General features: G+C 73.0%; 26 protein-coding genes. 6 read left to right on the plus strand and 20 right to left on the minus strand.

The window, feature by feature from the left end; all coding sequences use genetic code 11:
* Positions 1 to 11 precede the first annotated feature (11 nt).
* Positions 12 to 506: a Cys-tRNA(Pro) deacylase gene (ybaK, locus tag RZ50_RS11885; RefSeq protein WP_196950535.1), complete on the plus strand. Its 495-nt coding sequence runs from the start codon at positions 12 to 14 to the stop codon at positions 504 to 506.
* Positions 507 to 576: 70 nt separating this feature from the next.
* Here ybaK and RZ50_RS11890 read toward each other — a convergent pair whose 3' ends face one another.
* The 6 genes from RZ50_RS11890 to RZ50_RS11915 form a co-directional block, all read right to left on the minus strand.
* The gene (locus tag RZ50_RS11890) at positions 577 to 1,371 is read right to left on the minus strand and encodes a hypothetical protein (protein WP_196950536.1); all 795 of its coding nucleotides are present in this window, start codon (positions 1,369 to 1,371) and stop codon (positions 577 to 579) included.
* Between the two features lie 82 nt (positions 1,372 to 1,453).
* Positions 1,454 to 2,263, minus strand: a complete 810-nt coding sequence (locus RZ50_RS11895) for an ABC transporter permease (protein WP_196950537.1) — start codon at positions 2,261 to 2,263, stop codon at positions 1,454 to 1,456.
* Complete coding sequence (locus tag RZ50_RS11900) at positions 2,260 to 3,261, minus strand: ABC transporter ATP-binding protein (RefSeq protein ID WP_308271597.1); 1,002 nt, start codon at positions 3,259 to 3,261, stop codon at positions 2,260 to 2,262. Before RZ50_RS11900 ends, RZ50_RS11895 begins: the two co-directional genes overlap by 4 nt.
* A 93-nt stretch (positions 3,262 to 3,354) precedes the next feature.
* A complete protein-coding gene (locus RZ50_RS11905) occupies positions 3,355 to 4,620 on the minus strand; it encodes an NYN domain-containing protein (RefSeq protein ID WP_196950538.1) in 1,266 nt (421 codons plus the stop codon).
* Between the two features lie 253 nt (positions 4,621 to 4,873).
* Positions 4,874 to 5,902, minus strand: coding sequence for an aspartate-semialdehyde dehydrogenase (locus RZ50_RS11910; protein ID WP_196950539.1), 1,029 nt, complete (start codon positions 5,900 to 5,902; stop codon positions 4,874 to 4,876).
* Between the two features lie 116 nt (positions 5,903 to 6,018).
* Entirely contained in the window at positions 6,019 to 6,906 is an 888-nt protein-coding gene (locus RZ50_RS11915; RefSeq protein WP_196950540.1) for a dihydrodipicolinate synthase family protein, read from the minus strand.
* Positions 6,907 to 6,978: 72 nt separating this feature from the next.
* Between RZ50_RS11915 and RZ50_RS11920 the strand changes: the two genes are divergently transcribed.
* Positions 6,979 to 7,866 carry a LysR family transcriptional regulator gene (locus RZ50_RS11920; protein ID WP_196950541.1) on the plus strand — a complete coding sequence of 296 codons (888 nt, stop codon included), beginning with the start codon at positions 6,979 to 6,981 and terminating at the stop codon, positions 7,864 to 7,866.
* A 60-nt stretch (positions 7,867 to 7,926) separates the two neighbouring features.
* Here RZ50_RS11920 and dnaE read toward each other — a convergent pair whose 3' ends face one another.
* The 3 genes from dnaE to RZ50_RS11935 form a co-directional block, all read right to left on the minus strand.
* Positions 7,927 to 11,460, minus strand: coding sequence for a DNA polymerase III subunit alpha (gene dnaE, locus RZ50_RS11925; protein ID WP_196950542.1), 3,534 nt, complete (start codon positions 11,458 to 11,460; stop codon positions 7,927 to 7,929).
* Between the two features lie 133 nt (positions 11,461 to 11,593).
* The gene (locus tag RZ50_RS11930) at positions 11,594 to 12,421 is read right to left on the minus strand and encodes a hypothetical protein (RefSeq protein ID WP_196950543.1); all 828 of its coding nucleotides are present in this window, start codon (positions 12,419 to 12,421) and stop codon (positions 11,594 to 11,596) included.
* A gap of 118 nt (positions 12,422 to 12,539) precedes the next feature.
* Positions 12,540 to 12,914 carry a DoxX family protein gene (locus tag RZ50_RS11935; RefSeq protein ID WP_196950544.1) on the minus strand — a complete coding sequence of 125 codons (375 nt, stop codon included), beginning with the start codon at positions 12,912 to 12,914 and terminating at the stop codon, positions 12,540 to 12,542.
* A 90-nt stretch (positions 12,915 to 13,004) separates the two neighbouring features.
* Between RZ50_RS11935 and RZ50_RS11940 the strand changes: the two genes are divergently transcribed.
* Positions 13,005 to 13,490, plus strand: coding sequence for a MarR family winged helix-turn-helix transcriptional regulator (locus RZ50_RS11940; protein WP_196950545.1), 486 nt, complete (start codon positions 13,005 to 13,007; stop codon positions 13,488 to 13,490).
* An 86-nt stretch (positions 13,491 to 13,576) separates the two neighbouring features.
* On the opposite strand, the gene RZ50_RS11945 is transcribed toward RZ50_RS11940, so the two are convergent.
* Complete coding sequence (locus tag RZ50_RS11945; protein WP_196950546.1) at positions 13,577 to 14,014, minus strand: nucleoside deaminase; 438 nt, start codon at positions 14,012 to 14,014, stop codon at positions 13,577 to 13,579.
* Positions 14,011 to 14,817: an LLM class flavin-dependent oxidoreductase gene (locus RZ50_RS11950; protein WP_196950547.1), complete on the minus strand. Its 807-nt coding sequence runs from the start codon at positions 14,815 to 14,817 to the stop codon at positions 14,011 to 14,013. Before RZ50_RS11950 ends, RZ50_RS11945 begins: the two co-directional genes overlap by 4 nt.
* Positions 14,818 to 14,910: 93 nt before the next feature.
* Here RZ50_RS11950 and RZ50_RS11955 point away from each other — a divergent pair, with 93 nt between their 5' ends.
* The gene (locus RZ50_RS11955; protein WP_196950548.1) at positions 14,911 to 15,357 is read left to right on the plus strand and encodes an Lrp/AsnC family transcriptional regulator; all 447 of its coding nucleotides are present in this window, start codon (positions 14,911 to 14,913) and stop codon (positions 15,355 to 15,357) included.
* Between the two features lie 47 nt (positions 15,358 to 15,404).
* Here RZ50_RS11955 and RZ50_RS29875 read toward each other — a convergent pair whose 3' ends face one another.
* The 3 genes from RZ50_RS29875 to RZ50_RS11970 all read right to left on the minus strand — a co-directional run bounded on the left by RZ50_RS29875 (position 15,405) and on the right by RZ50_RS11970 (position 17,267).
* The gene (locus RZ50_RS29875; protein ID WP_196950549.1) at positions 15,405 to 16,163 is read right to left on the minus strand and encodes an HAD hydrolase family protein; all 759 of its coding nucleotides are present in this window, start codon (positions 16,161 to 16,163) and stop codon (positions 15,405 to 15,407) included.
* A gap of 62 nt (positions 16,164 to 16,225) precedes the next feature.
* Entirely contained in the window at positions 16,226 to 16,855 is a 630-nt protein-coding gene (locus RZ50_RS11965) for a dienelactone hydrolase family protein (protein ID WP_196950550.1), read from the minus strand.
* A 34-nt stretch (positions 16,856 to 16,889) separates the two neighbouring features.
* Complete coding sequence (locus tag RZ50_RS11970; RefSeq protein WP_196950551.1) at positions 16,890 to 17,267, minus strand: helix-turn-helix transcriptional regulator; 378 nt, start codon at positions 17,265 to 17,267, stop codon at positions 16,890 to 16,892.
* Between the two features lie 133 nt (positions 17,268 to 17,400).
* Here RZ50_RS11970 and RZ50_RS11975 point away from each other — a divergent pair, with 133 nt between their 5' ends.
* Positions 17,401 to 18,681 (plus strand): MFS transporter, encoded by a 1,281-nt coding sequence (locus tag RZ50_RS11975; protein WP_196950552.1) that lies wholly within the window; start codon positions 17,401 to 17,403, stop codon positions 18,679 to 18,681.
* Positions 18,682 to 18,712: 31 nt separating this feature from the next.
* Here RZ50_RS11975 and RZ50_RS11980 read toward each other — a convergent pair whose 3' ends face one another.
* Both RZ50_RS11980 and RZ50_RS11985 read right to left on the minus strand, forming a co-directional pair.
* Complete coding sequence (locus RZ50_RS11980) at positions 18,713 to 19,579, minus strand: ABC transporter permease (RefSeq protein ID WP_374199912.1); 867 nt, start codon at positions 19,577 to 19,579, stop codon at positions 18,713 to 18,715.
* Positions 19,576 to 22,356, minus strand: a complete 2,781-nt coding sequence (locus RZ50_RS11985; RefSeq protein ID WP_196950553.1) for an alpha/beta fold hydrolase — start codon at positions 22,354 to 22,356, stop codon at positions 19,576 to 19,578. Before RZ50_RS11985 ends, RZ50_RS11980 begins: the two co-directional genes overlap by 4 nt.
* A 128-nt stretch (positions 22,357 to 22,484) precedes the next feature.
* On the opposite strand from RZ50_RS11985, the gene RZ50_RS11990 reads away from it, so the two are divergent.
* Complete coding sequence (locus tag RZ50_RS11990) at positions 22,485 to 23,504, plus strand: mechanosensitive ion channel family protein (RefSeq protein ID WP_196950554.1); 1,020 nt, start codon at positions 22,485 to 22,487, stop codon at positions 23,502 to 23,504.
* 132 nt (positions 23,505 to 23,636) lie between these two features.
* On the opposite strand, the gene RZ50_RS11995 is transcribed toward RZ50_RS11990, so the two are convergent.
* The 4 genes from RZ50_RS11995 to RZ50_RS12010 form a co-directional block, all read right to left on the minus strand.
* A complete protein-coding gene (locus RZ50_RS11995) occupies positions 23,637 to 24,098 on the minus strand; it encodes a GNAT family N-acetyltransferase (protein ID WP_196950555.1) in 462 nt (153 codons plus the stop codon).
* Position 24,099: 1 nt separating this feature from the next.
* Positions 24,100 to 25,038 carry an RluA family pseudouridine synthase gene (locus RZ50_RS12000; protein WP_196950556.1) on the minus strand — a complete coding sequence of 313 codons (939 nt, stop codon included), beginning with the start codon at positions 25,036 to 25,038 and terminating at the stop codon, positions 24,100 to 24,102.
* A 64-nt stretch (positions 25,039 to 25,102) separates the two neighbouring features.
* Positions 25,103 to 25,804, minus strand: a complete 702-nt coding sequence (lspA, locus tag RZ50_RS12005) for a signal peptidase II (protein ID WP_374199943.1) — start codon at positions 25,802 to 25,804, stop codon at positions 25,103 to 25,105.
* Positions 25,805 to 25,967: 163 nt separating this feature from the next.
* Positions 25,968 to 26,435, minus strand: coding sequence for a TraR/DksA family transcriptional regulator (locus RZ50_RS12010; protein WP_308271598.1), 468 nt, complete (start codon positions 26,433 to 26,435; stop codon positions 25,968 to 25,970).
* Positions 26,436 to 26,925: the final 490 nt, after the last annotated feature.

The following is a 26,925-nucleotide window of genomic DNA, read 5'->3' on the forward strand; positions in this document are numbered from 1 at the left end:
AGGACCCCCGCATGGCCAAGAAGCCGAAGAAGGGCGGCCAGGGCACCCCGGCCACCGTCGCCCTGGAGACCGCCGCCGTCCCCTTCACCGTCCACTCCTACGACCACGACCCGGCCGCCGCCTCCTACGGCGGGGAGGCCGCCGAGGCCCTCGGGGTCTCCGCCGAGCGCGTCTTCAAGACGCTGGTCGCCGACGTGGACGGCACCCTGACCGTCGGCGTGGTCCCCGTCGCCGGCCAGCTCGACCTCAAGGCCCTGGCCGCCGCCGTCGGCGGCAAGCGCGCCGCCATGGCCGACCCGGCCGCCGCCGAGCGCAGCAGCGGCTACGTCCTCGGCGGCATCTCCCCGCTCGGCCAGCGCCGCCCGCTGCGCACCGTGGTCGACGCCAGCGCCCTCGGCCACCCCACCGTCTTCGTCTCGGCGGGCCGCCGGGGCCTGGAGGTCGAGCTGGCCCCCGCGGACCTCATCACCCTCACCGGGGCCCGTACGGCGCCCATCGCCCGCTGAGAGGCGGCCCGGAACGGCGAGAGGCGGAAGGCCGGCCACCCGGCCCGCCTTCCGCCTCGTCCACGTCTTCTCAGCCCTGTCCCCGGTCCCCCGGGCCCTGCGCCGGAGCCCCGTACGGCCCCTCGCCCGGCGTCGGAGCCGGAGCCGGTCCCGGAGCCGGAGTCGGAGCCGGAGTCGGCCCCGGATCCACCCCCGCCGGACCGGCCGCCGGGAACCCGACCGGAGCCCCCCAGTACGGCGGCGGGTCCTCCTCCCGCTTCCCGAACGCCGCCGACAGGGCGAGCAGCACCACCATCGCCGCCATCGGCCACACCAGCAGCGCGCCGAGCGCCCCCAGGTCGATGCCCGCGTCGAAGTGCCCGCCGTTGCCGACCCGCCGGGCCTCCCCGATCAGGTTGTCGCTCGGCCCGAACCACCGCCCGATCCGCCAGGCGCCGATCGACCCGAGCAGTCCGCCGACCGTCAGCCCCAGCGCGACCGAGATCCCGCCGCCGCGCCGCCTGGTCACCAGGAAGGCCCCGAGCGCGGTCAGAACGCCCGCGCCCAGCCCGATCAGCACGAACACCGCGTCGGCCCCGGCCCGCTGCTCGCCCTCGGGGTCGGCGTAGAGGATCCGGTCCCCGTCCACGACCAGCGGCACCTTCGGCGACAGCCAGGCCCACAGCCCGGCCATCACCAGGCCGGCCACCAGACAGACGACCACGACCCCCGCCCCGATCCGCACCTCGGGCAGCAGCCGCCCCGCCGAAGGGGCGGGCGACGCCTCGGCCGCGGGCGGCGGCGCGAACGGATCGGGCGCGGCACCCGGCACCGCCGCCGGCACATCGGCGTGGGCGGGATCCGGAGGTGTGTTCGGTACGGTCACAGGCCCCATCGTTTCACGACGGCCGTCCGAACGGCCCCACCACCCACACGGTGGGACGGGCCCGGGCCGGGCTGGACGGGCCCTACCGGGAGACCGCCCGCCGGTACGCCCAGGTGGCCAGCGCGAGCGACACCACGCCCACCCCCGCGCAGACCCCGAGGTCCACCAGCACCATCCCCCAGTCCGGCGACGGCGCGAAGGTCCGCGCGAACGCCTCCACCCCGTACGTCGAGGGCAGGAGGTCCCGCAGCCACAGCACCGGCTGCGGCAGGCGGTCCACCGGCAGGACGCCCAGCAGCAGGGCCGCCGACATGCCGAGCTGCCCCAGCATCGTCGCGATCTCCTGCCGCGGCGCGAGCAGCCCGCAGGCCGCGCCCAGCCCGGACAGCGCGGCCCCGGCCAGCGGTACGACCGCCAGCAGCACCCACAGCTGCCCGAGCGGCAGCCCGAACATCACCGCCCCGACGACCGCCGTGACGACCGTCCCCGGCAGCGTGAACGAGGCGTACGCGGCGGCCGCGCCCAGCACCACCGAGGCGGCCGGCACCGGCAGCGTCGCGTAGTGGTCCAGGCCGCCGGTGGCCCGCAGCTTCCCGAAGTACTGCGCCAGCAGGTTCAGGGCGACGAACGCCACCACCAGCACGCTCGACCCGGCGACCACCGAGCGCGCCGCCGAGGTCTGCCCGGCGTCCACGACGCCCCGCATCATCACCAGGATGCCGATGGACTGGAAGGTCGCCACGAACAGCAGCGGGATCCGTGCCACCTTCGCCCGGGCGAGCTGCGCCCGGTACACCGCGGCGAGCGCGGGCAGCAGCCGCGCGGCGGGGGCGAGCGGGGCGGCCCCGGCCGTCGACCGGTCGGTCCTCGGGGACACCGAGAGCAGGGTCACTTGGCGAGTCCTCCGTGGCGGCCGCCCAGCTTGAGGTAGGCGTCCTCAAGGCTCGGGGTGGCGAGGGTGAAGTCGTCGAGGGCGGCGAAGGCCGGGCCGGTGGTGACGGCGGCGACCAGTTCGCGGGCCTGCTCGGGGGTGGTGCGGACGGTCCAGCGGCGCCCGGTGCGCTCGGCCCGTTCGGCCAGCTCGGCGACGGCGGGCACGCCGAGCGGCGCCTCGTCCCGCCACACCAGGTCGAGCCGGACGTCGCCGTCGACCAGGGCCTTGAGCCCGCCGGGCGTGTCGCAGGCGATCACCCGGCCCTCGTCCACCACGGCGACCCGGTCGAGGACGGTCTCCGCCTCGATCACGTTGTGGGTGACCAGCAGCACCGTCGTCCCGTGCTCGGCCCGCCGCCGGTCCACGGCCGACCAGACGGCCCGCCGGGCCACCGGGTCCATGCCCGTGGTCGGCTCGTCCAGGACGAGCAGCGGCCGTTCCCCCACCAGGGTGGCCGCGAAGCACGCGAGCCGCCGCTGCCCGCCGGACAGCTTGGCCAGCGGCCGCTGGGCGATCGGCTCCAGCCCGAGCTCCGTCAGCACCTCCGCCGCCCGGCCGCGGGCCTGCGCCCGGGTGAGGCCGCGCAGCCGTCCGGTGGTCTCGGCGGCCATGACGACGGTCAGGTCGTCCAGGGCGGTGGAGTCCTGCCCCAGGTAGCCGAGCAGCCGCGCGGCCCGCTCCGGGTGCCGCACGATGTCGTGCCCGAGCAGTTCGACCGAGCCCGAGTCCGGCCGCAGCAGCCCGGTGAGCTGGCGCACCAGCGTGGACTTCCCGGCGCCGTTCGGCCCGAGCAGCCCGAAGATCTCGCCCTGCCGGACGGTCAGGCTGATGCCGTCGTTGGCCCGGATCTCGGCGATGGCGGCGCCGCCGCGTCCGGTGCGGTAGGTCCTGACCAGGTCGCGCACGGCGACGCACGGCAGGGTGTCCTGGGGTTCTCGCCCGGCCGTCTCTTTCACGACCGACGACTCTACGCGCTCACACGGGCGAACCGGACAAGGGGGCCTGATCACCGGAAACCACCGGAACGGAGTAGGGGACCCCAACGCTCCCTAGTCGTCCACCACCATCGACCCGCCCGGCACCCGGGCCGCGAGTTCCTTCCAGAAGCCCGCCCGAATGGCGTAGCGGTCGTGCTCGTCGATCTGGTCGTCCTTGTGCGCGAGCAGCCCGAAGCGGGCGGCGTAGCGCAGCAGCTCGCCGTCGACCCGGTGCGGGATGCGCGGGTAGTCGGGCCAGAGCACGGTGAGCCGTTCCACGTCCCCCAGCCGGTCGGTCCAGCGTCTGGCGAAGACCTGCCCGACCTCGTGGGCGTCGCCGCCGATCGAGGTGATGTCCTCCTCGCGGTCGGCCCAGCGCTGCTCGGCGGTGGTCAGCTGGGCCAGCGTCGGCAGGCCGTCCCCGGCGGTGACGGGCAGCTCCGGCGCGGGCCGGTCCACCCAGCCCCGGTCGGAGGACCACCTCAGTACCGGCCCGGCCGCCAGGTGTCCGTTGGCGTGCCCGTTGGCGTGCCCGTTCGCCACCGGGGCGGCCGACGCGGCGGCGGAGACCCGCCCGGCGAGGTCCTTCGGGGTGGGGACGACCCGCAGCGCCGCGGCCGGCTGCGGCCGCCCGTTCACCGCGGGGGCCTCGGGCGCCGCCTCGGCCGCCACCGGCCGGACCACCGGCGGCACCACGGTGGGCAGCGCCGTCGCGGGCGGGGCGGACAGGATCTTGGCGATCTCCTGCCGGGCCGCGCCCGACCCCGGCACCGGGAACACGCTGGAGCTCTCCCGCAGCGAGAACGACCCCTCGATCCACTCCCGGTCCAGCACCCGCCGCTCGTCGGCCTCCCCCACCAGGTCCTCGGACTGGTTGAAGTCCCCGTCGGCGGCCTGCAACGCCCACAGGTGCACGGCCACCCCGTGCTCCTTGGCGGTCATCATCCCCGGCAGCAGGTCGCCGTCGCCGGTGATCAGTACGACGTCCGCGCAGGCCCGGTTGCGGGCGAGCTCGGAGAGTTCGGCGTGCATCGCGGCGTCCACGCCCTTCTGCACCCAGCGCCCCTCGGCCCGGGTCAGCGCGCCCAGCCGCACGGTGACCCTGGGCAGCACCCGCAGCCGGCGGTGTTCGGGCATCGGGCGCCGGTCGGGGGCCGCGTCGAACCAGTAGATCCGCAGCAGCGGCAGCCCGGTCTCGGCCTCGGCGCGTTCGCGCAGCGCGGTGATCAGCGCGGTGTGGTCCACGGTGACCCGGGAGCGGGACGGATCACCCGCGAGCAGGCTGGCGGCGGCGCCCAGCAGGTATCCGGCGTCCACCAGGACGACACAGCGGTCCATCTGCGCACCTCTTTCCACTCGCCCTCGCAGGTCGGCCGGGGTGGGTGGAGCGCCCCGCCGTCCGGGCGTGGTGGGGTGAGGGGCCCCCGTGGCCGCCCGATCGTTGGGTCACCTTTTCCCCCTGGCTCGCGCGCCGAACCTCGGCGGACGTCCCGGTCCCGCAACGGGCGCCCCAACGGGGCACGAAAACGCGATGACGGGCCCCGTACAACGACGGGGCCCGTCAAACGTCACGACGGCGTCAGGTCGGGCCTCAGCCCTTGAGCTCCGCGGCGACCAGCTCGGCCAGCTGGACGGCGTTGAGCGCGGCGCCCTTGCGCAGGTTGTCGTTCGAGACGAACAGCGACAGGCCGTTGTCCACGGTCTCGTCGGCCCGGATCCGGCCGACGTAGCTCGGGTCCCGGCCGGCCGCCTGGAGCGGGGTGGGGATCTCGGACAGCTCGACGCCGGGGGCGGCGGTGAGCAGCTCGGCGGCGCGCTCGGGGCTGATCGGGCGCTCGAAGCGGGCGTTGATCTGCAGCGAGTGGCCGGAGAAGACCGGGACGCGCACGCAGGTGCCGGCGACCTTCAGCTCCGGGATGCCGAGGATCTTGCGGCTCTCGTGGCGGAGCTTCTGCTCCTCGTCGGTCTCGTTGGAGCCGTCCTCCACGATGGAGCCGGCCAGCGGCACCACGTTGAAGGCGATCGGCCGCTTGTAGACCTTGGGCTCGGGGAACTCGACGGCCCCGCCGTCGTGGGCGAGCCCGGAGGCGCCTTCCACGACCTTGGCGGCCTGGTCCTGGAGTTCGGCCACGCCGGCCACACCGCTGCCGGAGACGGCCTGGTAGGTGGAGACGACCAGGGCGGCCAGACCGGCCTCCTCGTGCAGCGGGCGCAGCACGGGCATGGCGGCCATGGTGGTGCAGTTCGGGTTCGCGATGATGCCCTTGGGGCGGTCGGCGATGGCCTCGGGGTTGACCTCGGAGACGACCAGCGGGACCTCGGGGTCGCGGCGCCAGGCGGAGGAGTTGTCGATGACCACGGCGCCGGCGGCCGCGACCTTGGGGGCCAGGGCCTTGGAGGTGGAACCACCGGCCGAGAAGATCACGATGTCCAGGCCGGTGTAGTCGGCCGTGGCCGCGTCCTCGACGGTGACCTCGGTGCCCTGCCAGGGCAGCGTGCGCCCGGCCGAACGGGCCGAGGCGAACAGCCGCAGCTGCTCCACCGGGAAGTTCCGCTCCGCCAGGATCTCGCGGACCACGCCGCCGACCTGGCCGGTGGCACCCACAATGCCGATCTTCATCTCCGACTACTCCTCATGAAAGATGCTGTTCACAGCCGCACTCTGCCCATCATGCCTTGTCACACGGGTGGGGCGACCTGGTATTCCACGGTGTGAGAGTGCTGGTGCGAGAGTGTCTACTGGTCCAGACCACTTACGAGCGCCAGCGCCGCTTCCACCTCAGTGGCCCCGGCCGGCAGCAGCGGCAACCGGACGTCCGGGGTGGGGATGCGGCCCTGGGCGTGCAGCACGCCCTTGGTCACCGTCGGGTTCGGCGCCGTGAACGCGGACAGCGCCAGGGCCGTCAGCCGGTGCCCGAGCTCCCGCGCCCGCTCGACGTCCCCGGCCCGCCAGGCCTCGTACAGCTCGACGAACCGGGCGGTCGCCAGGTGCGCGGAGGCCAGGATGCCACCGGCCGCGCCGATCGCCAGCATCGGCGACAGGAAGGCGTCCTCCCCGGTCAGCACCGCGAAGCCCTCAGGGGTGTCGGCGAACAGCTCGGCGGCCGTCTGGTCCAGCCCGCCGGTCGCGTACTTGACGCCCACCACGCCCTCGATCGCGGCCAGCTCGCGCAGCGCCGCGGTGGAGAGCTGCTGCCCGGTGCGGTACGGGATGTGGTAGACGACCAGCGGCAGCGGGCTGCTCGCGGCGAGCGCCCGGAAGTGCGCGACCGTCCCGGCCTCGCCGGCCCGGACGAACGCGGGGGTGGTGACCAGCGCCGCCGCCTGCGGCACCCGCGCGCCGAGCGCGGCCAGCGCCTCGCCGACGGCCCGGGTGTCGCCACCGGACGCGCCGACGGTCAGCTGCGCCCCGCGCGCGGCGCAGGCGGCCGCGGTGACCTCGACCACCGCGTCCCGCTCCTCGGCACTCAGCGCGGCCGGCTCGCCGGTGGTGCCGAGCGCGACCAGTCCGGCGGCCCCGGCGTCGAGCACCTCGTGCGCGAGCTTCTCCAGCGCGTCGAGGGCGACGGAGCCGTCGGCCGCGAAAGGGGTGATCAGTGGGACGTGGATGCCCTTGAGTTCCATGCCCACGATCCTGCGGCCCGCTGATCGCCCAGGTCCAGTTCACGTTGGTGACGCTTCTCGTAAGCTGAGCTGATGCTCGACGTCCGACGCCTGCGCCTGCTGCGCGAACTCGCCCACCTCGGCACCATCGCGGCCGTCGCCGAGGCACTGTCCTTCAGCCCTTCGGCGGTGTCCCAGCAGCTGTCCGCCCTGGAGAAGGAGGCGGGCGTCCCGCTGCTGGAGCGCACCGGCCGCCGGGTCACCCTCACCCCGGCCGGGCGCAACCTGGTCCGCCACGCCGAGTCGGTGCTCGCCCTGCTGGAGCAGGCGGGCGCCGAACTCGCCCACGCCAAGCGGGGATTGGCCGGTCCGCTGCGGATCGGCACCTATCCCTCGGCGGCCCGCGCGATCATCCCGGCGGCGCTCGCCGAGCTCGCCGCCTGGCACCCGGGCCTGGAGCCGATGGTCACCGAGGTGGACCCCGCGGCCGTCGGCGCGGCGCTGCGCGCGGGCGAGCTGGACGTCGCGCTGGTGCACGAGTACGACCTCGTCCCGGCCGACCCGGAGCCGGGCCTCGCGGTGACCCGCCCGGTCTTCACCGAGCCGATGTACCTGGCCGCCCGCCACCCGGGTACCGTCGCCGAGCAGCGCGGCGCGCCCTGGATCATGTCCCCGCCCGGGACGCTCTGCCACTCCATGGCCGTCCGCGCCTGCGAGTCGGCGGGCTTCGCGCCCCGGATCCGGCACCAGATCGACGACTTCACCACCGTGCTGGCCCTGGTCGGGGCCGGCCAGGGCGTCGCCCTGGTCCCCCACCTGGGCACCGCCGAGCCCCCGCCCGGCGTCGTCCTCACCCGGCTGCCCATGTACCGCCGCACCCGCGCGGCGTTCCGGGCCGGCGCGGGCTCCCACCCGGCCATCTCGGCCTTCGTCTCGGCGCTGCACACGGCCGTCCCGCCGGGGCTGGGCGGCGGTTCCTGAGGACGGCGGAGCCCGGGGCGCCGCGAGGGCGGCCCGGGCTCCGGGCTCCGGAATCCCGTACTAGACCACCAGGCAGCTCGGCCCGAGCAGCTGCTTCAGGTCCCCGAACAGCGCCGGGTCCGACTTCACCCGGTGCCGGTCCAGCCGCAGCACCGTCGTCTTGCCCCGGCCCTCCAGCCGCACCCGCACCTCGGTGGTGCCCCGGTGGCTGCCGAGCACCTCGCCGAGCCGGGCCACCAGCGGCGGGGTGACCTTGCCGCTCGGGATGTTGATGATGATCGGCGCGTCGGCGTGCGCGTTCGACAGGTCCGGAACCGACAGCTCCATCCCCATCAGCCGCGGCACGTCCTCCCGCTTGTCCAGCTTGCCGCGCACGAACACCACGGCGTCCTCGACCAGTTGCGAGGACACCAGCTGGTAGCTCGCCGGGAAGAACATGCAGTCGATGGACCCGGCCAGGTCCTCGACCGTGGCGATCGCCCAGGCGTTGCCCTGCTTGGTCATCTTCCGCTGGAGGCCCGAGATGATGCCGCCGATGGTGACGATCGTCCCGTCCGGCCGCTCCGCGAGGTCCGCCACCGCGCAGTCCGCCTTGTCGGCGAGCACGTGCTCGATGCCGTGCAGCGGGTGCGAGGAGACGTACAGGCCGAGCATCTCCCGCTCCTGGGTGAGCAGGAAGGACTTCTCCCACTCCTCCTCGGAGAAGACGACGTCCAGCCCGAAGCTGGGCTCGTCGGCGGTGGCGTCGCCGCCGAAGAGGTCGAACTGCCCCTCGGCCTCCTTGCGCTTCACGCCGACCACGTTGTCGATCATCGGCTCGAACTGCGCGCTCAGGCCCTTGCGGGTGTGCCCGAGCGAGTCGAAGGCGCCCGCCTTGATCAGCGATTCGACGGTCCGCTTGTTGCAGACCACCGACTCCACCTTGTCCAGGAAGTCGGGGAAGGAGCTGAACTTCCCCTTGGTCTTCCGCGTCCGGATCATCGAGTCGACCACCGGCCCGCCGACGTTGCGGATGGCGGTGAGGCCGAAGCGGACGGTGGTGTCACCGTGCGGGGTGAAGTCCGAGTCCGACTCGTTGACGTCCGGCGGCAGCACCTGGATGCCCATCTTGCGGCACTCGTTGAGGTAGACCGCGGACTTGTCCTTGTCGTCCTTGACGGAGGTGAGCAGGCCGGACATGTACTCGGCCGGGTAGTTGGCCTTGAGGTACGCCGTCCAGTACGAGACCAGCCCGTACCCGGCGGTGTGCGCCTTGTTGAACGCGTAGCCGGAGAAGGGGACGAGGACGTCCCACACCGCCTGGATGGCCGCGTCGGAGTAGCCGCGCTCGCGGCAGCCCTTCTGGAAGGGGACGAACTCCGCCTCCAGGATCTCCTTCTTCTTCTTACCCATGGCACGGCGCAGCAGGTCGGCCTGGCCGAGCGAGTAGCCGGCGAGGATCTGCGCGGCCTTCTGCACCTGCTCCTGGTACACGATCAGGCCGTAGGTGGGCCGGAGCACCTCCTCCAGGGGCTTCTCCAGCTCCGGGTGGATCGGGGTGATCTCCTGCTGCCCGTTCTTGCGCAGGGCGTAGTTGGTGTGCGAGTTGACGCCCATCGGGCCCGGGCGGTAGAGCGCCAGCACGGCCGAAATGTCTTCGAAGTTGTCGGGCTTCATCAGGCGCAGCAGCGAGCGCATGGGGCCGCCGTCGAGCTGGAAGACGCCGAGCGTGTCACCGCGGGCGAGGAGTTCGTAGGTCGGCTTGTCGTCGAGCGGCAGCTTGAGCAGCTCGATCTTCTCGCCCTTGTTCTTCTCGATCGCCTTGACGGCGTCGTCCATGATCGTCAGGTTGCGCAGGCCGAGGAAGTCCATCTTGAGAAGGCCGAGGCCCTCACAGGTCGGATAGTCGAACTGCGTGATGGTGACGCCGTCGGTGTGCCGGGTCCAGACCGGGATGTGGTCGGTCAGCGGCTCGGCGGACATGATGACGCCGGCCGCGTGCACACCGGGCTGACGGATCAGGCCCTCGATGCCGCGCGCGGTGTCGATGACCTTCTTCACGTCCGGGTCGGTCTCGTACAGACCGCGGATCTCGCCGGCCTCGCCGTAGCGCGGGTGGGAGGAGTCGGTGATGCCGGAGAGCGGAATGCCCTTGCCCATGACGTCCGGCGGCATCGCCTTGGTGATCCGGTCACCCATCGCGTACGGGTAGCCGAGGACCCGGGAGGAGTCCTTGATGGCGGCCTTCGCCTTGATGGTGCCGTACGTGACGATCATGGCGACCTTGTCGGACCCCCACTTCTCCGTCACGTACCGGATCACGTCACCGCGCCGGCGCTCGTCGAAGTCGATGTCGACATCGGGCATGGAGATGCGCTCGGGGTTGAGGAAGCGCTCGAAGATCAGGCCGTGCGGGATGGGGTCGAGGTCGGTGATGCCCATCGCGTACGCGACCAGCGAACCGGCCGCCGAACCACGGCCGGGGCCCACCGCGATGCCCTGGCTCTTGGCCCACATGATGAAGTCGGCGACCACGAGGAAGTACGCCGGGAACCCCATCTGGATGATGGTGTCCATCTCGTACTCGGCGAGCTTCTTGTGCTCCTCGTCGTAGCCCCCCGGGAAGCGCCAGTCCATGCCCTCCCAGACCTTGGACTTGAAGAAGTCCGCCTCGGACTCGAAGCCCTCCGGGATCGGGAAGCGGGGCATCAGGTTCTTGAACTTGAACATGCCCTCGGTGTCGACCCGCGAGGCGACGAGCAGCTGGCTGTTGCGGCAGCCCTCCTGCCAGGCGTCCGAGGAGTCCAGCGCGTACATCTCGGCGGCGGACTTGATGTAGTAGCCGGTGCCGTCGAAGCGGAAGCGGTCCGGGTCCGAGAGGTTCTTGCCGGTCTGCACGCAGAGGAGGAGGTCGTGCGCGCCGGCGTCGGCCTCGGTGGTGTAGTGCGAGTCGTTGGTGACCACCGGGGGGATGCCCAGCTTCTTGCTGATCTCCAGCAGCCCGTCGCGGACCCGCTTCTCGATGTCGAGGCCGTGGTCCATCAGCTCCAGGAAGTAGTTCTCCTTGCCGAAGATGTCCTGGTAGTCGGCGGCGGACTTGACCGCCTCGTCGAACTGGCCGAGCCGCAGACGGGTCTGCACCTCGCCGGAGGGGCAGCCGGTGGTGGCCATCAGACCGCCGGCCAGGTCGGAGATCAGCTCCTTGTCCATCCGGGGCCACTTCACCAGCCAGCCCTCGGCGTACGAGCGCGAGGTCAGCTTGAAGAGGTTGTGCAGGCCCTCCTTGTTCCGGGCCCAGATGGTCTTGTGGGTGTACGCGCCGGACGCGGAGACGTCGTCCCGCTTCTGGTGCGGCTGGCCCCACAGGATGCGCTTGGTGTTGGAGCGGGACTCCGGCGCGACGTACGCCTCGATGCCGATGACCGGGGTGATCCCGGCGTCGGTCGCCTGCTTGTGGAACTCGGCGGCGCCGTACATGTTCCCGTGGTCGGTCATCGCCACGTGGGTCTGCCCCAGGCGCTCGACCTCCTTGAACATCTGCTTCAGCCGGGCGGCACCGTCCAGCATCGAGTACTCGGTGTGGACGTGCAGATGCGCGAACGGCTGATCGCTCAAGGCGGGGCCTCCGGAGGCTCTGGTGCTGGTCTGGTGGGCCGGCGAACGTGCAGGTCACAGGGGTCACCCCTGGAAATGGATGTGGCCCGGACCGCCTCTTGGGGTCCGGACCATCACTCACACGTTCACGCGTCTACTCTAGCCCCCTCCGGGGGGCTTCCCTCGCCCGTACGGAGGGTGCCCAGGCCAGCCCGGCGAGTCGCGCCGCGGCGGCCGTACGGACCCCGGGTTCCTCCATCGGATCGTCCCGCAGGTGGGCCAGCCGCTCCCGCACCTCGGCCCGATCAGGGGCGTGCCCGACCCCCAGCAGCCGCGCTCGCACTTCGCAGTCCCACAGCGACTCCGTGTACGCCTCGGCCATCCCCGCCGCCCCCATCGCCGCGAGCGCCTCCAGGTACGCGGCCCGCTCGTACGAGTGCGGTGTCCACAACCAGAACCGCCGCAGCAGCGAGGCCGCGCCCGCCGCCTTCGCCCCGAACCGCGCCAGCCCTCCGGCGAGCCTGTCGGGCCCGCACCAGGACTGGTCCACCCAGTGCTGCTCCAGCTCGGCGATCAGGGCCGGCACGTCACTCTCGTCCGACGGCTTCGGGCGGTGCCGGGGCGGTGCCTCCTCCTCCGGCTCCGGGACGTATCCCGGCAGCGCGGCCCTGGCTTCGGCCGAGCCGCCGCGCACCAGCAGCTCCAGCACGTACGCGGCCCGGCGCCGGGTGTCCTCGTCCAGGGCCAGCATCTCGACCACCGGCCCGAGCGGCAGCTCCAGGTCCCTGATCAACCTCGCCAGGTACAGGTGCCGGTCGTCGGTCTGCGAATCCCACCGCCACTCCCAGCGGATGCACCCGTAGACGAGGTCGGCGGCGCCCGCCGGATCCTCCGCCGCCATCCGCGCCCCCAGCCCCCGGCCGCGCTGCAACAACCCCGGAAGCGTCCCCGCCGGCGCGTACTCGTGTCTCCGCTCTGCCACGGACCCCATCGTGCCGCACTCTCCGCGCCCTCCCCGAGCGAGGGGCCGTGAAGCGCCGCTGCGCGGGAAGTCGGCCTGTCCGACTTCCCGCGCAGCCGCGACCCCCGACCTCCGCGCCTCAGAACGCGTACGGCCCGAACCGTCCCCAGGCCACCACGACGGCCAGCACCAGCAGGACGGTGTTCGGCACGAGGCTCTTGGTCTCGCCCCGCCGGCCGTGGACGACGAGCGCACCCACCATGGTCAGGGCGAGCCCGACGGCCGCGACGGGGACGAGTCCGGCGGCGATGTCCACGGCGGCGGGCAGGACGAGCCCCACCGCGCCGAGGACCTCGACCAGCCCGATCCCCTTGATCGCGGCGGGCGAGAAGTCCTCCGCCCAGGGGCCCGTGCTGGCGATCACCTTCTCCTTGGACTGGAGCAACTTGCCGGCGCCCGCGGCGAGGAACAGGGCGGCGAGGAGGCCGGCGACGACCCAGAGGAAGACGTTCACGGAGGTTCCGATCGAGGCTCGATGACTTGAAGCTTCAATAAGCTACGAGCCACGACTTGAAGCGTCAAGTCATCCTGTAGGGTCGTCGGCATGGACAACGGTGAGCCCCGCTGGCTGAACGCATCCGAGCTGGAGGCCTGGAAGGCGTTCAGCGCGCTGCTCATCAAGATGCCCGCCGCCCTCGACGCCCAGCTCCGCCAGGACTCGGGTCTGACCACCTTCGAGTACCTCGTACTGGCCGGGCTCTCCGAGGCCCCGGAGCGCACGATGCGGATGAGTGTGCTCGCCGCCCTGGCCAACGGCTCGCTGTCCCGCCTGTCCCACGTGGTCACACGCCTGGAGAAGCGCGGCCACCTGCGCCGCGAACCCTGCCCGGACGACGGCCGCTACACCAACGCCGTCCTCACCGAGGACGGATACCGGCAGGTGGTCGAGGCCGCGCCCGGCCACCTGAACAACGTGCGGTCACTCGTGGTGGACGTACTGGAGCCGGAGCAGATCAAGCAGTTGGGCGAAATCTCCGCGCGGCTCCTGCACGCGATGGACCCCGACTTCCCCTGCCCGGGCCAACACTGACCCCGGACCGTCCGGCCCCACGATCCCGCGGCCTCTCGCACCCGCCCCTTGCCGACTCCACCCCGCGTCGGGCCCGTCCGCCACCGTCAACCCGCCCGGTAGTACGCGTCGATCGGCCTGCGGGCCTCCTCGAACAGCGCCGGCCCGTCCTGCGCCACCACCGGCCAGGCACCCGACTCCGGGTTGAGCTCGACCAGTTGCTCGGTCGCGAGCGCGTACACCACCCGCCCGATCCCCGACCGGACCAGCGCCCCCGCGCACATGCCGCAGGGCTGGCAGCTGGTGTACACGGTCGTACCGGCGGCCACGTCCGGGGCCAACTCCCGCGCCGCCCACCGGGCGAGCTTCAACTCCGGGTGCGCCGTGATGTCCGCGTCCCGCCGCACCGTGTTGTGGGCCTCCGCCAGGACGTCCCCGCCCGGCCCTACCAGCAGCGACCCGTACGGCGCGTCCCCGGCCTCCACCGCGCGGGCCGCGATCCCGATCGCGCGCCGCAGCAGCGCCTCGTCGACAGCCGTGATCACCGTTCCGCCCCCCATCCCGAAACCACCTGCTCAAGCGCCCGCCATGCCGCCTCGGGCCGCCGGGTCTCCTCCGGATCCCCGTGGTACGGATCCAGCACCACGCTCTCCGCCCCCAGCTCGCGCAGCTCCCGGAGATCACCCGTCACCTGCGCCAGGTCCCCCACCCCGGCGGGGCGTTCGCCCTCATCGACCGGAGCGTCGGTCACCTTCAAGGCGATCCGCGGCGCGAACCCCGGCAGCCGGTGCTCCGCCAGGGCCGCCCGCATCCGCGCCATCGGCAGCCGCAGCGGATGCCAGGCGTCCCCGAACCTGGCCGCCCGCCGCAGAGCCGCCCCGCTGTGCCCGCCGACCCACACCTGCGGCGCCGAAGAGCCCTCCCAGGCCTTCCGCAGCTCCCCCAGGTACTCGTCGGTCAGCCGCCCCCGCGCGGCGAACGGCACCCCGAGCGCCTCGAACTCCTGCCGCGCCCAGCCGACCCCCACCCCGAGCACGAACCGCCCGCCGCTGAGCCGGTGCAGGCTGCTCGCCATCCGCGCCACCAGCAGCGGGTGCCGGTACGGCAGCACCAGCACCGTCGTCCCCAGCCGGAGCCGCCCTTCGCCGGCCCCCGCCAGCCAGGACAGCGTGGTGAACGGGTCGTAGAACGGCTCCGGGTACCGCTCGGCCACATCCGCCGTCACGGCCACGTGGTCCGACACCATCAGCAGGTCGAACCCGAGCCCCTTCACCACCCGCGCCCACTCGCGCAGCACGCCGGGGTCGGTGCCCGGCCCGAAGTTCGGTACGTTGACGCCAAGTTGCATGCCCCGAGGCTATTGCGGCGATCATGCCGCACGGAACCCGATCCTCCCGGCAGGGACCCCCGTCACCCGCGAAATCCCCGGTAATATCCTCCGATGACCGCGAATCTCGACGACGTCGACTGGGCCATCATCGAGCAGCTCCAGCGGGAGGCCCGGATCTCCCTCAGCGAGCTGGGCCGCCGCATCAACCTCAGCCCGTCCGCCACCACCGAACGGGTGCGGAACCTGGAGTCGCTGGGCGTCATCACCGGCTACCACGCCACCGTCGACCTGGCCAAGGTCGGCTACCCGGCGCTCGCCGTCGTCCGCCTCAAGTACCCGGGCAACCGCCACCAACCGCTGCACCAGCTGCTCGCCGAGCGGCGGGAGATCCTGGAGTGCCTGCGCACCACCGGCGACGACTGCTACACCCTGAAGCTGGCCGCGACCTCCATGGAGCACCTGGAGGTCCTCGTCGACGAACTCGCCGGCTTCGGCAGCACCACCACCAGCGTCGTCTACAGCCAGACCCTCCCCCGCCGCGACCCCGCCCGCCCGTAGACCTGCCGTAGACCTGCCGTAGAACTGCCGGAGGGCCGCCGGAGCCGTCAGGCCGCCGCCACCCGGGCGATCTCCGCCGCCACCGCCGCCGGCTCGGCCGCGACGGTCACCCGCGCGACCCCGTCCAGCCCCGGGTGCGCGCCGACCCGCACCGAGTGCTCGGCGTTGCGCAGCAGGTCGAGGTCGTTGATGTCGTTGCCGAAGGCGACGTACTCCTCGATCCCCACCGACCGCAGCGCCTCCCACTTGTTGGTCGCCCCGGGCGCGAAGTCGATGATCGCCTCGTCCAGGTGGTGGTTGACGGTCAGCCCGAGCCCCCGCCCGACCTCGGCCAGCCCCGCCATGTCCGAGGCCCCGACGACCAGGAACTTCACCACCTCGGGCAGTTCCGCCAGCTCCACCCGACGCGCCAGACCGCCCTGGTCCACCCGGCCGCGGATCGGGTGGTCGGCCGGGCCGGTGTACGCGTAGTCCCAGGGCCCGTCCGCGAAGTACGTCGCCCCGTGCCGCCCGACGGCCTCCATCAGCGCACCGAATCCGGCGGCGCCGAACGCGGCCCGGGCCTCCACCCGCCCGTCGGCCGACACCAGGCTGCCGTTCCCGCCGATCAGCATCGCCTCGGGGAACGCCCCGCCCAGCACCGGCAGCAGGTCCCGGACCGGCCGGGCCGACGCGAACACCGGCCGGAACCCGGCCCGTTCGCACTCCCCGATCGCCGCCAGGATCCGTTCGTCGATCGTCCGCCCGTCGAAACAGAGCGTGCCGTCAATATCGAAGACCACCGTACGGGCGCGAAGCTTCAGCATCGTCGGATGATATCCACGCCCGTTCCCGGCCACCGACACCCGCCCGCCCCGGAGGCCGGTCGTCAGTCCTCCAGCTCGGCCAGGAAGTCCAGCGCCGCCGCCCAGGCCCGCTCCGCCGCCTCCGCGTCGTAGTCGGCGAGGTCCGGGTCCGTGAACAGGTGCCCCGCCCCCTGGTACCGGTGCACCTCCACGTCCGCCCCGGCGCGCAGCATCCGCAGGTACCAGGCGTTCAGCCAGTCCTCCGGCTCGAACGGGTCCGGCTCCGCCATGTGCAGCTGCACCGGGATCGAGGTCGCCGCGTCCTCCCGCAGGTCCGAGGTCCCGTGCAGGAGCAGCAGCCCGCGCGCCTTCTCGTCCGCGAGGGCCAGGTTCTGCGCGATCGCTCCGCCGAGCGAGAAGCCCGCGTACACCAGCCCGCCCTCGGAGAGCGGGGCGGAGGCGGTCACCGCGCGGCGCAGCAGTTCGTCGCTGCCGCCGATCTCCTCCTGGTAGGCCTGCGCGGCCTCGTTGTCGTCGAAGGTCTTTCCCTCGAACAGGTCCGGCGTGTGCACGGTGTGCCCGGCGGCGCGCAGCCGGTCGGCGGCGGCGTGCACGACCGGGCTCAGGCCGTGGGCGGAGTGGAAGAGGACGATCTGGGCCACGGTTGGGGGTCCTTCGACGGGGAGGTCAGCTACCCACCCATGATCCCGCATCCCCCGCCGGAGCACCGGCCGGGGCCCGGCGGGGTCAGCCCTGCGGGCTCCAGGCCGCCACCAGGTCGAGCAGCCCGGGGAACCGCGCGTTGAGGTCCTCGACCCGCACATGGCTGCGGCGCTCCAGCCCGTACTGCCGCTGCCGGGTGATCCCCGCCTCGCGCAGCGCCTTGAAGTGGTGGGTGAGCGAGGACTTGGGGCGGTCGAGGCCGAACCAGCCGCAGGTGTGGTCGAAGTCCTCGGACTCCAGGAGGAGTTTGCGGACGATCGTCAGCCGCAGCGGGTCGCTGAGCGCGCCCAGCACGGTCTCCAGGCGCAGTTCGTCGACGCCCGGCTCGGGCAGCGGTTCGGGCAGGCCGGGCGGCTCGGGGAGCACCTTGACGGCGGGTGCGGCACCCGTGGTCGCTGACATCGACGACTCCTCCTGACTGATCCCTCTTGACGCGCTCGCGCTGTACGAGTCAAATCGTACTGCATGCTAAGTTCGACTCAACTCGTACTGCTGCACAGCCGCCCAGCCCGCCCACCGATCGGGAGACACCGTCATGCCCGCAACCCGGACCGCGCCCGTCCAGGCCGTCGAGCGGAACCCCGCCCGCCCCGCCCCGCTGTGGTGGGTCTGGCTCGCCGCCTGGCCGGTCACCGCCGTCTTCGTGCTGTCGAACGCCGCCACCCCCCTCTACGTCCTGTGGCAGCACGACATCGGCTTCTCCAAGGGCACCCTGACCGTGGTGTTCGCCTTCTACATCGTCGGCCTGATCGGCTCGCTGCTGGTCTCCGGCGTGGTCTCCGACCGGCTCGGCCGCAAGCCCGTGCTGCTCCCCGCCCTGGCGCTCGCCCTCGCCGCCTGCCTGATCTTCGCGACCGCCACCAGCGTGGCCGCGCTCATCGTGGCGCGGCTGTTCACCGGCATCGCGGTCGGCGCCGTCGTCTCGGCGGGGATGGCCGCGGTCACCGACGTCGCCGGGCCCGAGCGTCGGCGGACCGCCGCCCTGCTCGCCTCCTGCGCGATGGTCTTCGGCGCCGGGCTCGGCCCGCTGCTCGCCGGGGTGCTCTCCGAGCTGGCACCCGCGCCGACCGCCACCGTCTTCCTCGTCGAGGCCGTGCTGCTGGCCACCGCGCTGCTGGTCGTCCTGCGGATGCCGGTGCACCGCCCGAAGGTGCGCCGCCCCGAGACGCGCCGCCCCGAGACGCGCCGCCCCGAGACGCGCGGCAACGGACCGTGGGTCCGGGTGCCCGGCGTCCCGCGCGGCAACGGCCGTCAACTCGCCCTGGGCATCGCGGTGTTCGCGCCCGGCATCACCGCCACCTCGTTCGTGCTCTCGCTCGGCCCCTCACTGCTGTCCGGGCTGCTCGGCACCACCGACCGGATCCTGGCCGGCGCCATGGCGTTCGCGATGTTCCTCACCGCCACCGGGGTGCAGTTCGCCGTCCAGCGGCTGCGCCGCCGCACCATCCTCACGCTCGGCGCACTGAGCACCGCGCTGAGCATGGCCACCCTGGTCCTCGCCGTGCACGTCGAGGCGGTGGCGGTCCTGCTCGCCGCCGCGCTGCTGGCCGGCGCCGGCCAGGGCCTGGGCCAGCTCGGCGGCCTGTCGCTGCTCAACGCGGGCGTCCCGCCGCAGCGCCTCGCCGAGGCCAACGCCGCGCTCAACGTGGGCGGTTACCTCCCGGCGGGCCTCCTGCCCGTCTCGGCCGGCTACCTCAGCGACGCGGTGGGCCTGACCGACGGTGCCACGGTCTTCGCCGCCGTCCTGCTGGCCCTCGCCGTCCTCGGCGCCCTGGTGGTCCGCGCCACCCGCCGCGACGTCACGGACCCGGCCTGACGAACGGCCCTACAACACCACGTCCCCGCGCCTAGGACACCACGTCCTTGCGCGCGAACCCGCGGAACGCCAGCGCCAGCAGCACCACCGCGTACGACAGCGACAGCGAGACGCCCTGCAGCATGCCGCCCCACTCCAACTGCGGCTGCAGGGCGTCCGCCCACGAGTACTGCCAGTGCGCCGGCAGCCACTCCCGCAGGTCGCCGAGCGCCGTGACCGCCTCCAGCACCCCGGTGAGGATCGACGCGAACACCGCCCCGCCGACCGCCCCCAGCGGCGCGTCCGTCACCGTCGACAGCCAGAACGCCAGCGCCGCGATCACGATCTCGCTCAGGAACACGAACACCACCGCGATCGCGAGCCTGGGCAGCGCCTCCCCGGCCGACAGGCTCATCCCGGCGGGCAGCTTGAGGTCCCCCCACCCGTACGCCGCCGTCCCCACGACCAGCCCGATCGCCGGCAGCATGATCACCGCCACCGCCGAGAACGCCAGCCCGACCGCGAACTTGCGGGCCAGCAGCCGCGCCCTCGGCACCGGCGCGGCCAGCAGGTACCGCAGCGAGGACCAGCTGGCCTCCGAGGCGACGGTGTCCCCGCAGAACAGCGCGACCGGGATCACCAGGATGAAACCGGTGCCCATGAACAGCATGGTGGCCGCGAAGTTGGGCCCCGAGGCGGTGGCCAACTCGATGAAGGTGGTCCGGTTCTGGCGGCTGGGGGTGCCGCCGATCTGGAACGCGGCCAGGATGATGAGCGGCATCGTCGCCAGCACCGCGCCGATCACCAGCGTGCGGCGCCTGCGCAGCTGCCGCATCGCCTCCACGCGCAGCGGGAGCGTCCGGCCCACCCGGTACCCCTGCGCGTGATCGGCCGAAGTCGCCGAAGTCACCGAACTCACGCCGCACCACCTCCGATCAACGACAGGAACGCGTCCTCCAACCGCCGCTGCGGCCCGGCGCTCTCCACCGGCACCTCCAGCCGCACCAGCTCCGCCAGCAGCCCGCTCGCGGCGAGCCCGTCCAGCCGGACCAGCAGCCCGCCCTCGACGGCCTCCGCCGAGGCGACCCCGGCCAGCGCGCCCACCTTCCGGACCACCGGCTCCGGGTCGTACGAGTCGGCGAGCCCGATCATCAGCAGCTCACCGGCCCCGATGATCTCCCCGACCGGCCCGGCCGTCACCAGCCGCCCGCGGTCCATCACCACCAGGTCCGTACAGCTCTGCTCGACCTCGGACAGCAGGTGGCTCGACACGATGACGGTCCGTCCTCCGGCCGCGTAGCGGATCATCACCTCGCGCATCTCGCGGATCTGCGGCGGGTCCAGCCCGTTGGTCGGCTCGTCCAGGATCAGCAGGTCCGGCATCCCGAGCATCGCCTGCGCGATCGCGAGCCGCTGCCGCATGCCCTGCGAGTACGTCCGCACCGCGCGGTCCAGCGCCTCCCCGAGCCCGGCGATGGCCAGCGCCTCGTCGAAGTGCGCGTCGGCCTCCGGTCGGCCGGTCGCCTGCCAGTACAGCCGCAGGTTGGCCCGCCCGGTGAGGTGCGGCAGGAAGCCCGCGCCCTCGACGAAGGCCCCGACCCTCGACAGCACCGGCGTCCCGGGCCGCACCAGGTGCCCGAAGAGCCGGATCTCCCCCTCGTCCGGCCTGATCAGGCCCATCAGCATCCGCAGTGTGGTGGTCTTGCCCGCACCGTTCGGCCCGAGCAGGCCGAGCACCTGCCCCTGCTCCACCCGGAAGCTCAACTCCCGTACGGCGTAGCGGTCCTGGGCTCCCTTGTAGCGCTTGCTCAGCCCGCTGATCTGCAACGGCACCCCGGCCAGCTCCGGATCGAACCCGGGCCCGCCGGCGGCCGAGCGCCGTCGCCGTACCAGCGGCACCAGCACCAGCCCGGCGGCCACCAGCACGGCCACCACCGGCAGCATCCAGGTCCGCGCGGGCAGCGGCGCCGACCCCGTGACCAGCTGCTCGACGGTCGGCACGGTGAGCGGCCCGGCCGGTGCGACCCGGTAGGTGGCCGGCTCGCCCGGCGAGGCGTACGCCAGGTCGGAGGAGGCCAGCACCAGCCGCACCCGGTGCCCGGCCGGGAAGCTGTGGTCCACCACGGGCAGCGCGACCGTCACCGTCTTCCCCGCGTCCGCGCCGGTCACCCGCAGCGGAGCGGCGAGCTGCTCCGGCAGCACCGCGTTGCCGTCCGGCCCGACGTCGTACAGCTTCGCGAACAGCACCGCGTCCGGCCGGTCCGCCGTCACCCTCACGGGCACCGTCGGCTGGCCGGTCAGGTTCAGCGGCCGGTCCAGCGGGGCGGAGTCGAAGGCGGCGTTCTGCCCCGGGAAGTCCAGCGACAGTCCGACCCCGAGCGAGGCGGCCTGGCTGAGCGCGCCGATCCCCGGCACCGTCGAGATCCCCGGCGGCGAGCCGCCGGGCGGGTTGGCGAGGGCCTTCTCCCCGCCCGTCAGCTCGATCGAGCGCGTGGCCGTCCCGTCCAGCCCCGGGTACCGGTCGGCGGTCGCCTCGCGCAGCACGGCCTGGTAGCCGATCGAGTCGACACCGCCGCTCCTGGTCACCCGGAAGGCCGGCCCGGTGTCGTTCCCGCGCCCCTTCAGATAGTGGTCGAACCAGGCGGTCACCCGGTCGTCCACCCGCGCGCTGGTGTCCGTCCCGCCGTCGTGCCCGCCCGCGAACCAGTCCACCGCGACGGGCGCGCCGTTGGCCGCCACCGCCCGGGCGATCCGGTCGCCCTGGTCGAGCGGGAACAGCGAGTCCTGCTGCCCCTGCACCACCAGCGTGGGCGCCTTGAGCTGCGCCGCCACCGAGGACGGGCTCGACCGGTCCAGCAGCGCGACGGCCTCCGGATCGGCGTGCCCGGTGGTCGCGACCCGGTCGTACATCTGGCAGAGCGACTCCAGGAACCGCCCGCAGCCGATCGGCCCGTCCGCGGCCGGAGCCTGCCCGCTCCCGCCGCGCGGCGCACCGCCCGAGGGCCCGAGGTTCCCGGCCGCGCCGGTGGTGAAGAAGATCCCGGCCCACAGCTTCTTGAACACGCCGTCGGCCGCACCGGAGCCCTGCACCCCTTGCGGGAACAGCGCGTCGGCCAGGTTCCACCAGGTGACCTGCGTCGCCACGGCGTCGATCCGGTGGTCGTACGCGGAGGCCAGCAGCGAGATCGCCCCGCCGTACGAGGGGCCGGTGATGCCGACCCGGGGGTCGCCGGGCCCGTCGAGCTCCACCTCGGGCCGCTGGGCCAGCCAGTCCACCAGGTGCTTGACGTCCTCGACCTCGCGGTCCGGCGAGTTCAGGCCGATCTTGCCGCCCGAGTGCCCGAAGCCGCGCGCCGACCAGGTCAGCACCGCGTAGCCCTGCCGGGCGAGCTGCTGGGCGCGGTCGTGCTGGCCCTCCTTGGAGCCGCCGAAGCCGTGCGCGAGCAGCACCGCCGGCCGCGGGGTGGTGCCGGTGGTGAAGAACGAGGTGTCCAGTTGCACCTGCTGGGAGCTGCCGGGCGTCTCCGGCATGCTGAGGAAACGATCCTCCTGGCGGACCGTCTGCTCACCGCCGGACGCCACCGCCACCGTGCCCGTACCGGCGACCACCACCAGGGCCACCGCACCGGCCAGAACCCTCCGCCGCATCGACGCGCCCCGGCCGCGCCAGCGGCGCCATGCCCCACCGATCCCCATGAGAGTTGATCGTATCCGCCGCACCGGTAGGCGTCCGATAAAGCCGCCATTCCCTTTCGTCCGGTTCACCCCGTAAAACGCCGGTATCGTACGGCACACCCGGCTCCCCCGAACCCGAGAAGGTCCCCGTGCTCTGGCCGCTGATCACCCTGCTCGCCACCGTCGCCGCCACCCTGGCGATCGGCTGGATCGTCGACCAGGCCCTCCAGCGGATCAGCGTGAGCCACCCCGGGGCCCCGGTCTGGGCGCTGCTCCGCCGTTGCCGGATCCCGCTCCAACTCGCCGTGGTCTCGGCCCTGCTGCTCGCCGCCAACCCGCTCAAGCGGATCCTCCACCTGAAGAACGACGACGGCGCGCACCACCTCGTCCTGCTGTTCCTGCTCGCCTCCCTCGGCTGGCTCACCGTCCGCGTGGTCGCCGCCGTCCTGGAGGCCCTGCTCAGCCGCTACGAGACGGTCACCGACGACCCGGCCCGCGTCCAGCGGGTCCGCACCCAGATCAGCATGCTGCGCCGGGTGGTCAGCGCGGTGATCGTCGTGGTCACCGTCGCCGTGATGCTGCTGACCTTCTCCGCCATGCGCACCATCGGCGCCAGCCTGCTCGCCTCCGCCGGCATCATCGGCATCGTGGCCGGCATCGCCGCCCAGAGCACCCTGGGCAACTTCTTCGCCGGCCTGCAGATCGCCTTCGGCGACACCGTCCGGATCGGCGACACCGTGGTGGTGGAGGGCCAGCAGGGCACGGTCGAGGAGATCACCCTCTCCTACCTGGTGGTCCGGCTCTGGGACTACCGCCGGCTGGTCGTCCCGGTCTCCTACTTCGTCAGCAAGCCCTTCGAGAACTGGACCCGCCGCGACCCGGGGCTGCTCGCCTCCGTCTTCCTCCACCTCGACCACACCACCCCGGTCGACGAACTGCGCGCGGCCCTGCGCACCCTCCTGGAGCGGCACCCGCTGTGGGACGGCGCCGAGTGGGCCCTCAACGTCACCGACACCACCCCGAGCACCATCGTCGTCCGCGCCACCATGACCGCCCGCACCCCCGACGACGCCGCCCAGCTCCGCTTCGACGTCCGCGAGCAGCTCATCGCCCACCTACGCGACGAACACCCGCACGCCCTCCCCCGCCTCCGCACCACCGAGGCCTGATCCCGCACCCCGGCGCGCACACCGCACCACGCGCCGCCCAAACTCCCCGTGCCCCCGACAAAAGTTCCCCGCGCCCCGAAAGGGACGCGGGGAACCACGCGAGGCGGAAGGCCGGGGCCCACCACCCCGCGGCTACAGAACCCTCGTCATCGTCCGGTGCGGAATCCCGGCGTCGTCGTACACCGGCCCCTCCGCCACGTACCCCAGCCGCTCGTAGAACCCGAGCGCCCGCACCTGCGCGTGCAGCTCGACCTCGACGGCCCCGCGCTCGCGCCCCGCCGCCTCGATCGCCCGGACCAGCTCCACCCCGAGCCCCGTCCCCCGGGCCGCCGCGACGACCGCGAGCCGCCCGAGCAGCACCCGCCCCTCGACGCCCCCGGTCAGCTCCCGGGCCTGGTCCCCGAAGATCAGCCGCCCGGTGCCCAGCGGGGCCCCGTCGGCCCCGAGGGCCAACAGGTGCACCGAGGTCGCGTCGTACTCGTCGTACTCCAGCTCCTCCGGCACGTTCTGCTCGACGATGAACACCTCACGCCGGACCTCCCGCACCAGCGTCAGGTCCGACTCCCCCTCGGCGACCCGGACGGTGGCCGGCACCTCAGCTCTCCGCCGCGATGATGTCGAGCGCCTTCCGCAGGTCCGCCGGGTACTCGCTGCTGAACTCGACCCACTGCCCGTCCGCCGGGTGCTCGAAGCCCAGCGAGACGGCGTGCAGCCACTGCCGGGTCAGCCCGAGCCGCTTGGCCAGCGTCGGGTCGGCGCCGTACGTCAGGTCGCCGACGCACGGGTGCCGCAGCGCGGACATGTGGACGCGGATCTGGTGGGTGCGGCCGGTCTCCAGCTTGATGGCCAGCAGCGAGGCGGCCCGGTACGCCTCGATCAGGTCGTAGTGGGTGATCGACGGCTTGCCGTCGCGGGTCACCGCCCACTTCCAGTCCGAGCTGGGGTGCCGCCCGATCGGCGCGTCCACGGTGCCGCTCATCGGGTCCGGGTGCCCCTGGACCAGCGTGTGGTAGCGCTTCTCGGTGATCCGGTCGTGGAACTGCCGCTTGAGGTCGGTGTACGCCCGCTCGGACTTGGCGACGACCATCAGCCCCGAGGTGCCGACGTCCAGCCGGTGCACGATGCCCTGGCGCTCGGCGGCACCCGACGTCGAGATCCGGTAGCCCGCCGCGGCGAGCCCGCCGATCACGGTCGGACCGGTCCAGCCGGGGCTCGGGTGCGCGGCGACGCCGACCGGCTTGTCGACCAGCACGATGTCCTCGTCGTCGTGGACGATCCGCATGCCCTCGACCGGCTCGGCGACGATCCGCACGGGGGCGGCGGGGGCCGGGATCTCGACCTCCAGCCAGGAACCGGCGGTCACCCGGTCCGACTTGCCGGCCGTGGCGCCGTCGAGCGTCACCTTGCCGTCGGCGGCCAGCTCGGCGGCCTTGGTCCGGGAGAAGCCGAACATCCGGGCCAGGGCGGCGTCGAGACGCTCGCCCTCCAGGCCGTCGGGTACGGGGAGGCTTCGGATCTGCGCTGCGGTACTCACCCGTACGAGTATGCCGGAAACGCGACCCCGGCCCTCCCGCCGGTGGTCCGCGGGCGGGAGGGCCCTACTTCTCCGGCTGCTGGTGCACGGTGCCGTCCGGGTTGCTGCCCCGGAACGACAGCAGGACCACCAGGATCCCGCCGCACACGATCGCCGAGTCGGCGAGGTTGAAGACCGCGAAGTGCTGGACGGAGATGAAGTCCACCACGTGCCCGCGGAAGACGCCGGGCGCGCGGAACAGCCGGTCGGTGAGGTTGCCGAGCGCCCCGCCCAGCAGCAGCCCGAGCGCGACCGCCCACGGCAGGCTGTACAGCCTGCGGGCGATCCGCCAGATCACCACGATGACGGCCGAGGCGATCATCGTGAAGACGACGGTCAGTGCCTGCCCCATGCCGAAGGCGGCACCGGAGTTGCGGATGACCTGGAGGGTGACGACGTCGCCGATCACCTTGATCGCCGCGTGGTTCTCCAGCCGGGCGACGACCAGCAGCTTGCTGGCGAGGTCGATCAGGAAGGCCAGCACCGCGACGACGAGCAGCACCCCGACCCGCCGCGGGCCCTTGGGCTTCTCCACCGCCGTGGCACCGGTCGCGAGCGCCGGCTCCGGAGCCCCCGCGGTCTCCGCGGCCCCCGTGGACTCGGCGCCCCCCGCCGGCTCGGCGGGATCGGCGGACTCGGCGGGATCGGTCACGGCCGCCTCCACGTCATCGGCGGGCTTCGGGACGGCGTTGTCCCGGGTCTGGGGGGAACCTTGCGTACTGATGATCCGCTCCGCTGCCGATGGAGCTCCCCGGGCCTGAGGCGGGGGAGGGTGCTGGGCCGATGACCGTTCCGAACCCGTCCGGAAAACCGCTACGGACGCGTCAGGCGACGTTACGGGGTCGAGCGTACGGCAAGCCCGACCCCCCGCGTCGCCCTGGTGGGCCGCTTCAGCGGCGTTCCTGCTTGGCCTTGCACTGCACGCACAGCGTGGCCCGGGGAAAGGCCTGCATCCGGGCCTTGCCGATGGCCTGTCCGCAGGACTCGCAGGTGCCGAAGCCGACGCCCTCCAGCCGCTCCAGGGCGCGCTCCGTCTGGGCGAGGCTGTCCCGCGCGTTGTTGGCGAGCGCCAGCTCGCTCTCCCGCGAGATGTTCTTCGTACCGGCGTCCACCTGGTCGTCGCCGGCTCCGTCGTTGGAGTCGCGCATCAGGCCCGCGATGGCGGCGTCGGCGGCGTCGATCTCGCCCCGCAGCCGCTCCAGGTCGCTGATCAGCTCGTCGTGCAGCTCGTGGACCTCCTCGGTGGTCCACGGGTCCTCGCCGGGGCGGACCGGCAGCGTGGCCGGGTCGACGGACTCGGCGCCGCGCGGCACGGTGACGGTGTCGGTGCTGCTCTTCTGAGGTGCGGTAGTGGTCACGGTCCCCTCCCCTGGATCGGCCGCCACGGCCTTGCGTGCCCGCTTGGTGGCGGTACCCGCGCCGATTGCCTTCTCAGCCATGGCCTCGACCCCATCTACGAACGAATCGAGCCGCCGGTTCCCGGCGGCTTCCAGTGCCGGAACGATAATCCCGATCAAAACCGGTCACAACATGACATACCGGCGCCTCACGATGATCCCACCCAGGCAGCCGCCCCAACCGCCACGCCCCGCGCGCTGACAGACTTGTGCCCACCTCACCCCCGCCTAACCACCCCCTCCGACCGCCCTGAGCCCCCTCCGCCAGCACCCCGGAACCGCCCCCGCGGCCACCCCCGGAAAACCGTTTGGACAAACCGTCTCGCCCGGCCGATACACTGGCCCTTGCAAGGCGCAGATGGGACGAGTACCGACGTACGCAGCCACCAGCGACCCGGGGACGGTGCGAGCCCGGGGGTGTGCACGACGGGAAGATCACCCCGGAGCCGCC

Source organism: Kitasatospora sp. SUK 42 (assembly GCF_015776785.2).
GTDB lineage: Bacteria > Actinomycetota > Actinomycetes > Streptomycetales > Streptomycetaceae > Kitasatospora.

Bases quoted from the DNA above. Each gene is read 5' to 3' on its own strand.
- RZ50_RS11910 (WP_196950539.1), bottom strand. From the start codon at position 5,902: ATGAAGATCGGCATTGTGGGTGCCACCGGCCAGGTCGGCGGCGTGGTC.
- ybaK (WP_196950535.1), top strand. From the start codon at position 12: ATGGCCAAGAAGCCGAAGAAGGGCGGCCAGGGCACCCCGGCCACCGTC.
- RZ50_RS11950 (WP_196950547.1), bottom strand. From the start codon at position 14,817: ATGCAACTTGGCGTCAACGTACCGAACTTCGGGCCGGGCACCGACCCC.
- RZ50_RS11915 (WP_196950540.1), bottom strand. From the start codon at position 6,906: ATGGAACTCAAGGGCATCCACGTCCCACTGATCACCCCTTTCGCGGCC.
- RZ50_RS11920 (WP_196950541.1), top strand. From the start codon at position 6,979: ATGCTCGACGTCCGACGCCTGCGCCTGCTGCGCGAACTCGCCCACCTC.
- RZ50_RS11985 (WP_196950553.1), bottom strand. From the start codon at position 22,356: ATGGGGATCGGTGGGGCATGGCGCCGCTGGCGCGGCCGGGGCGCGTCG.
- RZ50_RS11970 (WP_196950551.1), bottom strand. From the start codon at position 17,267: ATGTCAGCGACCACGGGTGCCGCACCCGCCGTCAAGGTGCTCCCCGAG.
- RZ50_RS11965 (WP_196950550.1), bottom strand. From the start codon at position 16,855: ATGCGGGATCATGGGTGGGTAGCTGACCTCCCCGTCGAAGGACCCCCA.
- RZ50_RS29875 (WP_196950549.1), bottom strand. From the start codon at position 16,163: ATGCTGAAGCTTCGCGCCCGTACGGTGGTCTTCGATATTGACGGCACG.
- RZ50_RS11940 (WP_196950545.1), top strand. From the start codon at position 13,005: ATGGACAACGGTGAGCCCCGCTGGCTGAACGCATCCGAGCTGGAGGCC.
- RZ50_RS11955 (WP_196950548.1), top strand. From the start codon at position 14,911: ATGACCGCGAATCTCGACGACGTCGACTGGGCCATCATCGAGCAGCTC.
- RZ50_RS11905 (WP_196950538.1), bottom strand. From the start codon at position 4,620: ATGGACCGCTGTGTCGTCCTGGTGGACGCCGGATACCTGCTGGGCGCC.
- RZ50_RS11975 (WP_196950552.1), top strand. From the start codon at position 17,401: ATGCCCGCAACCCGGACCGCGCCCGTCCAGGCCGTCGAGCGGAACCCC.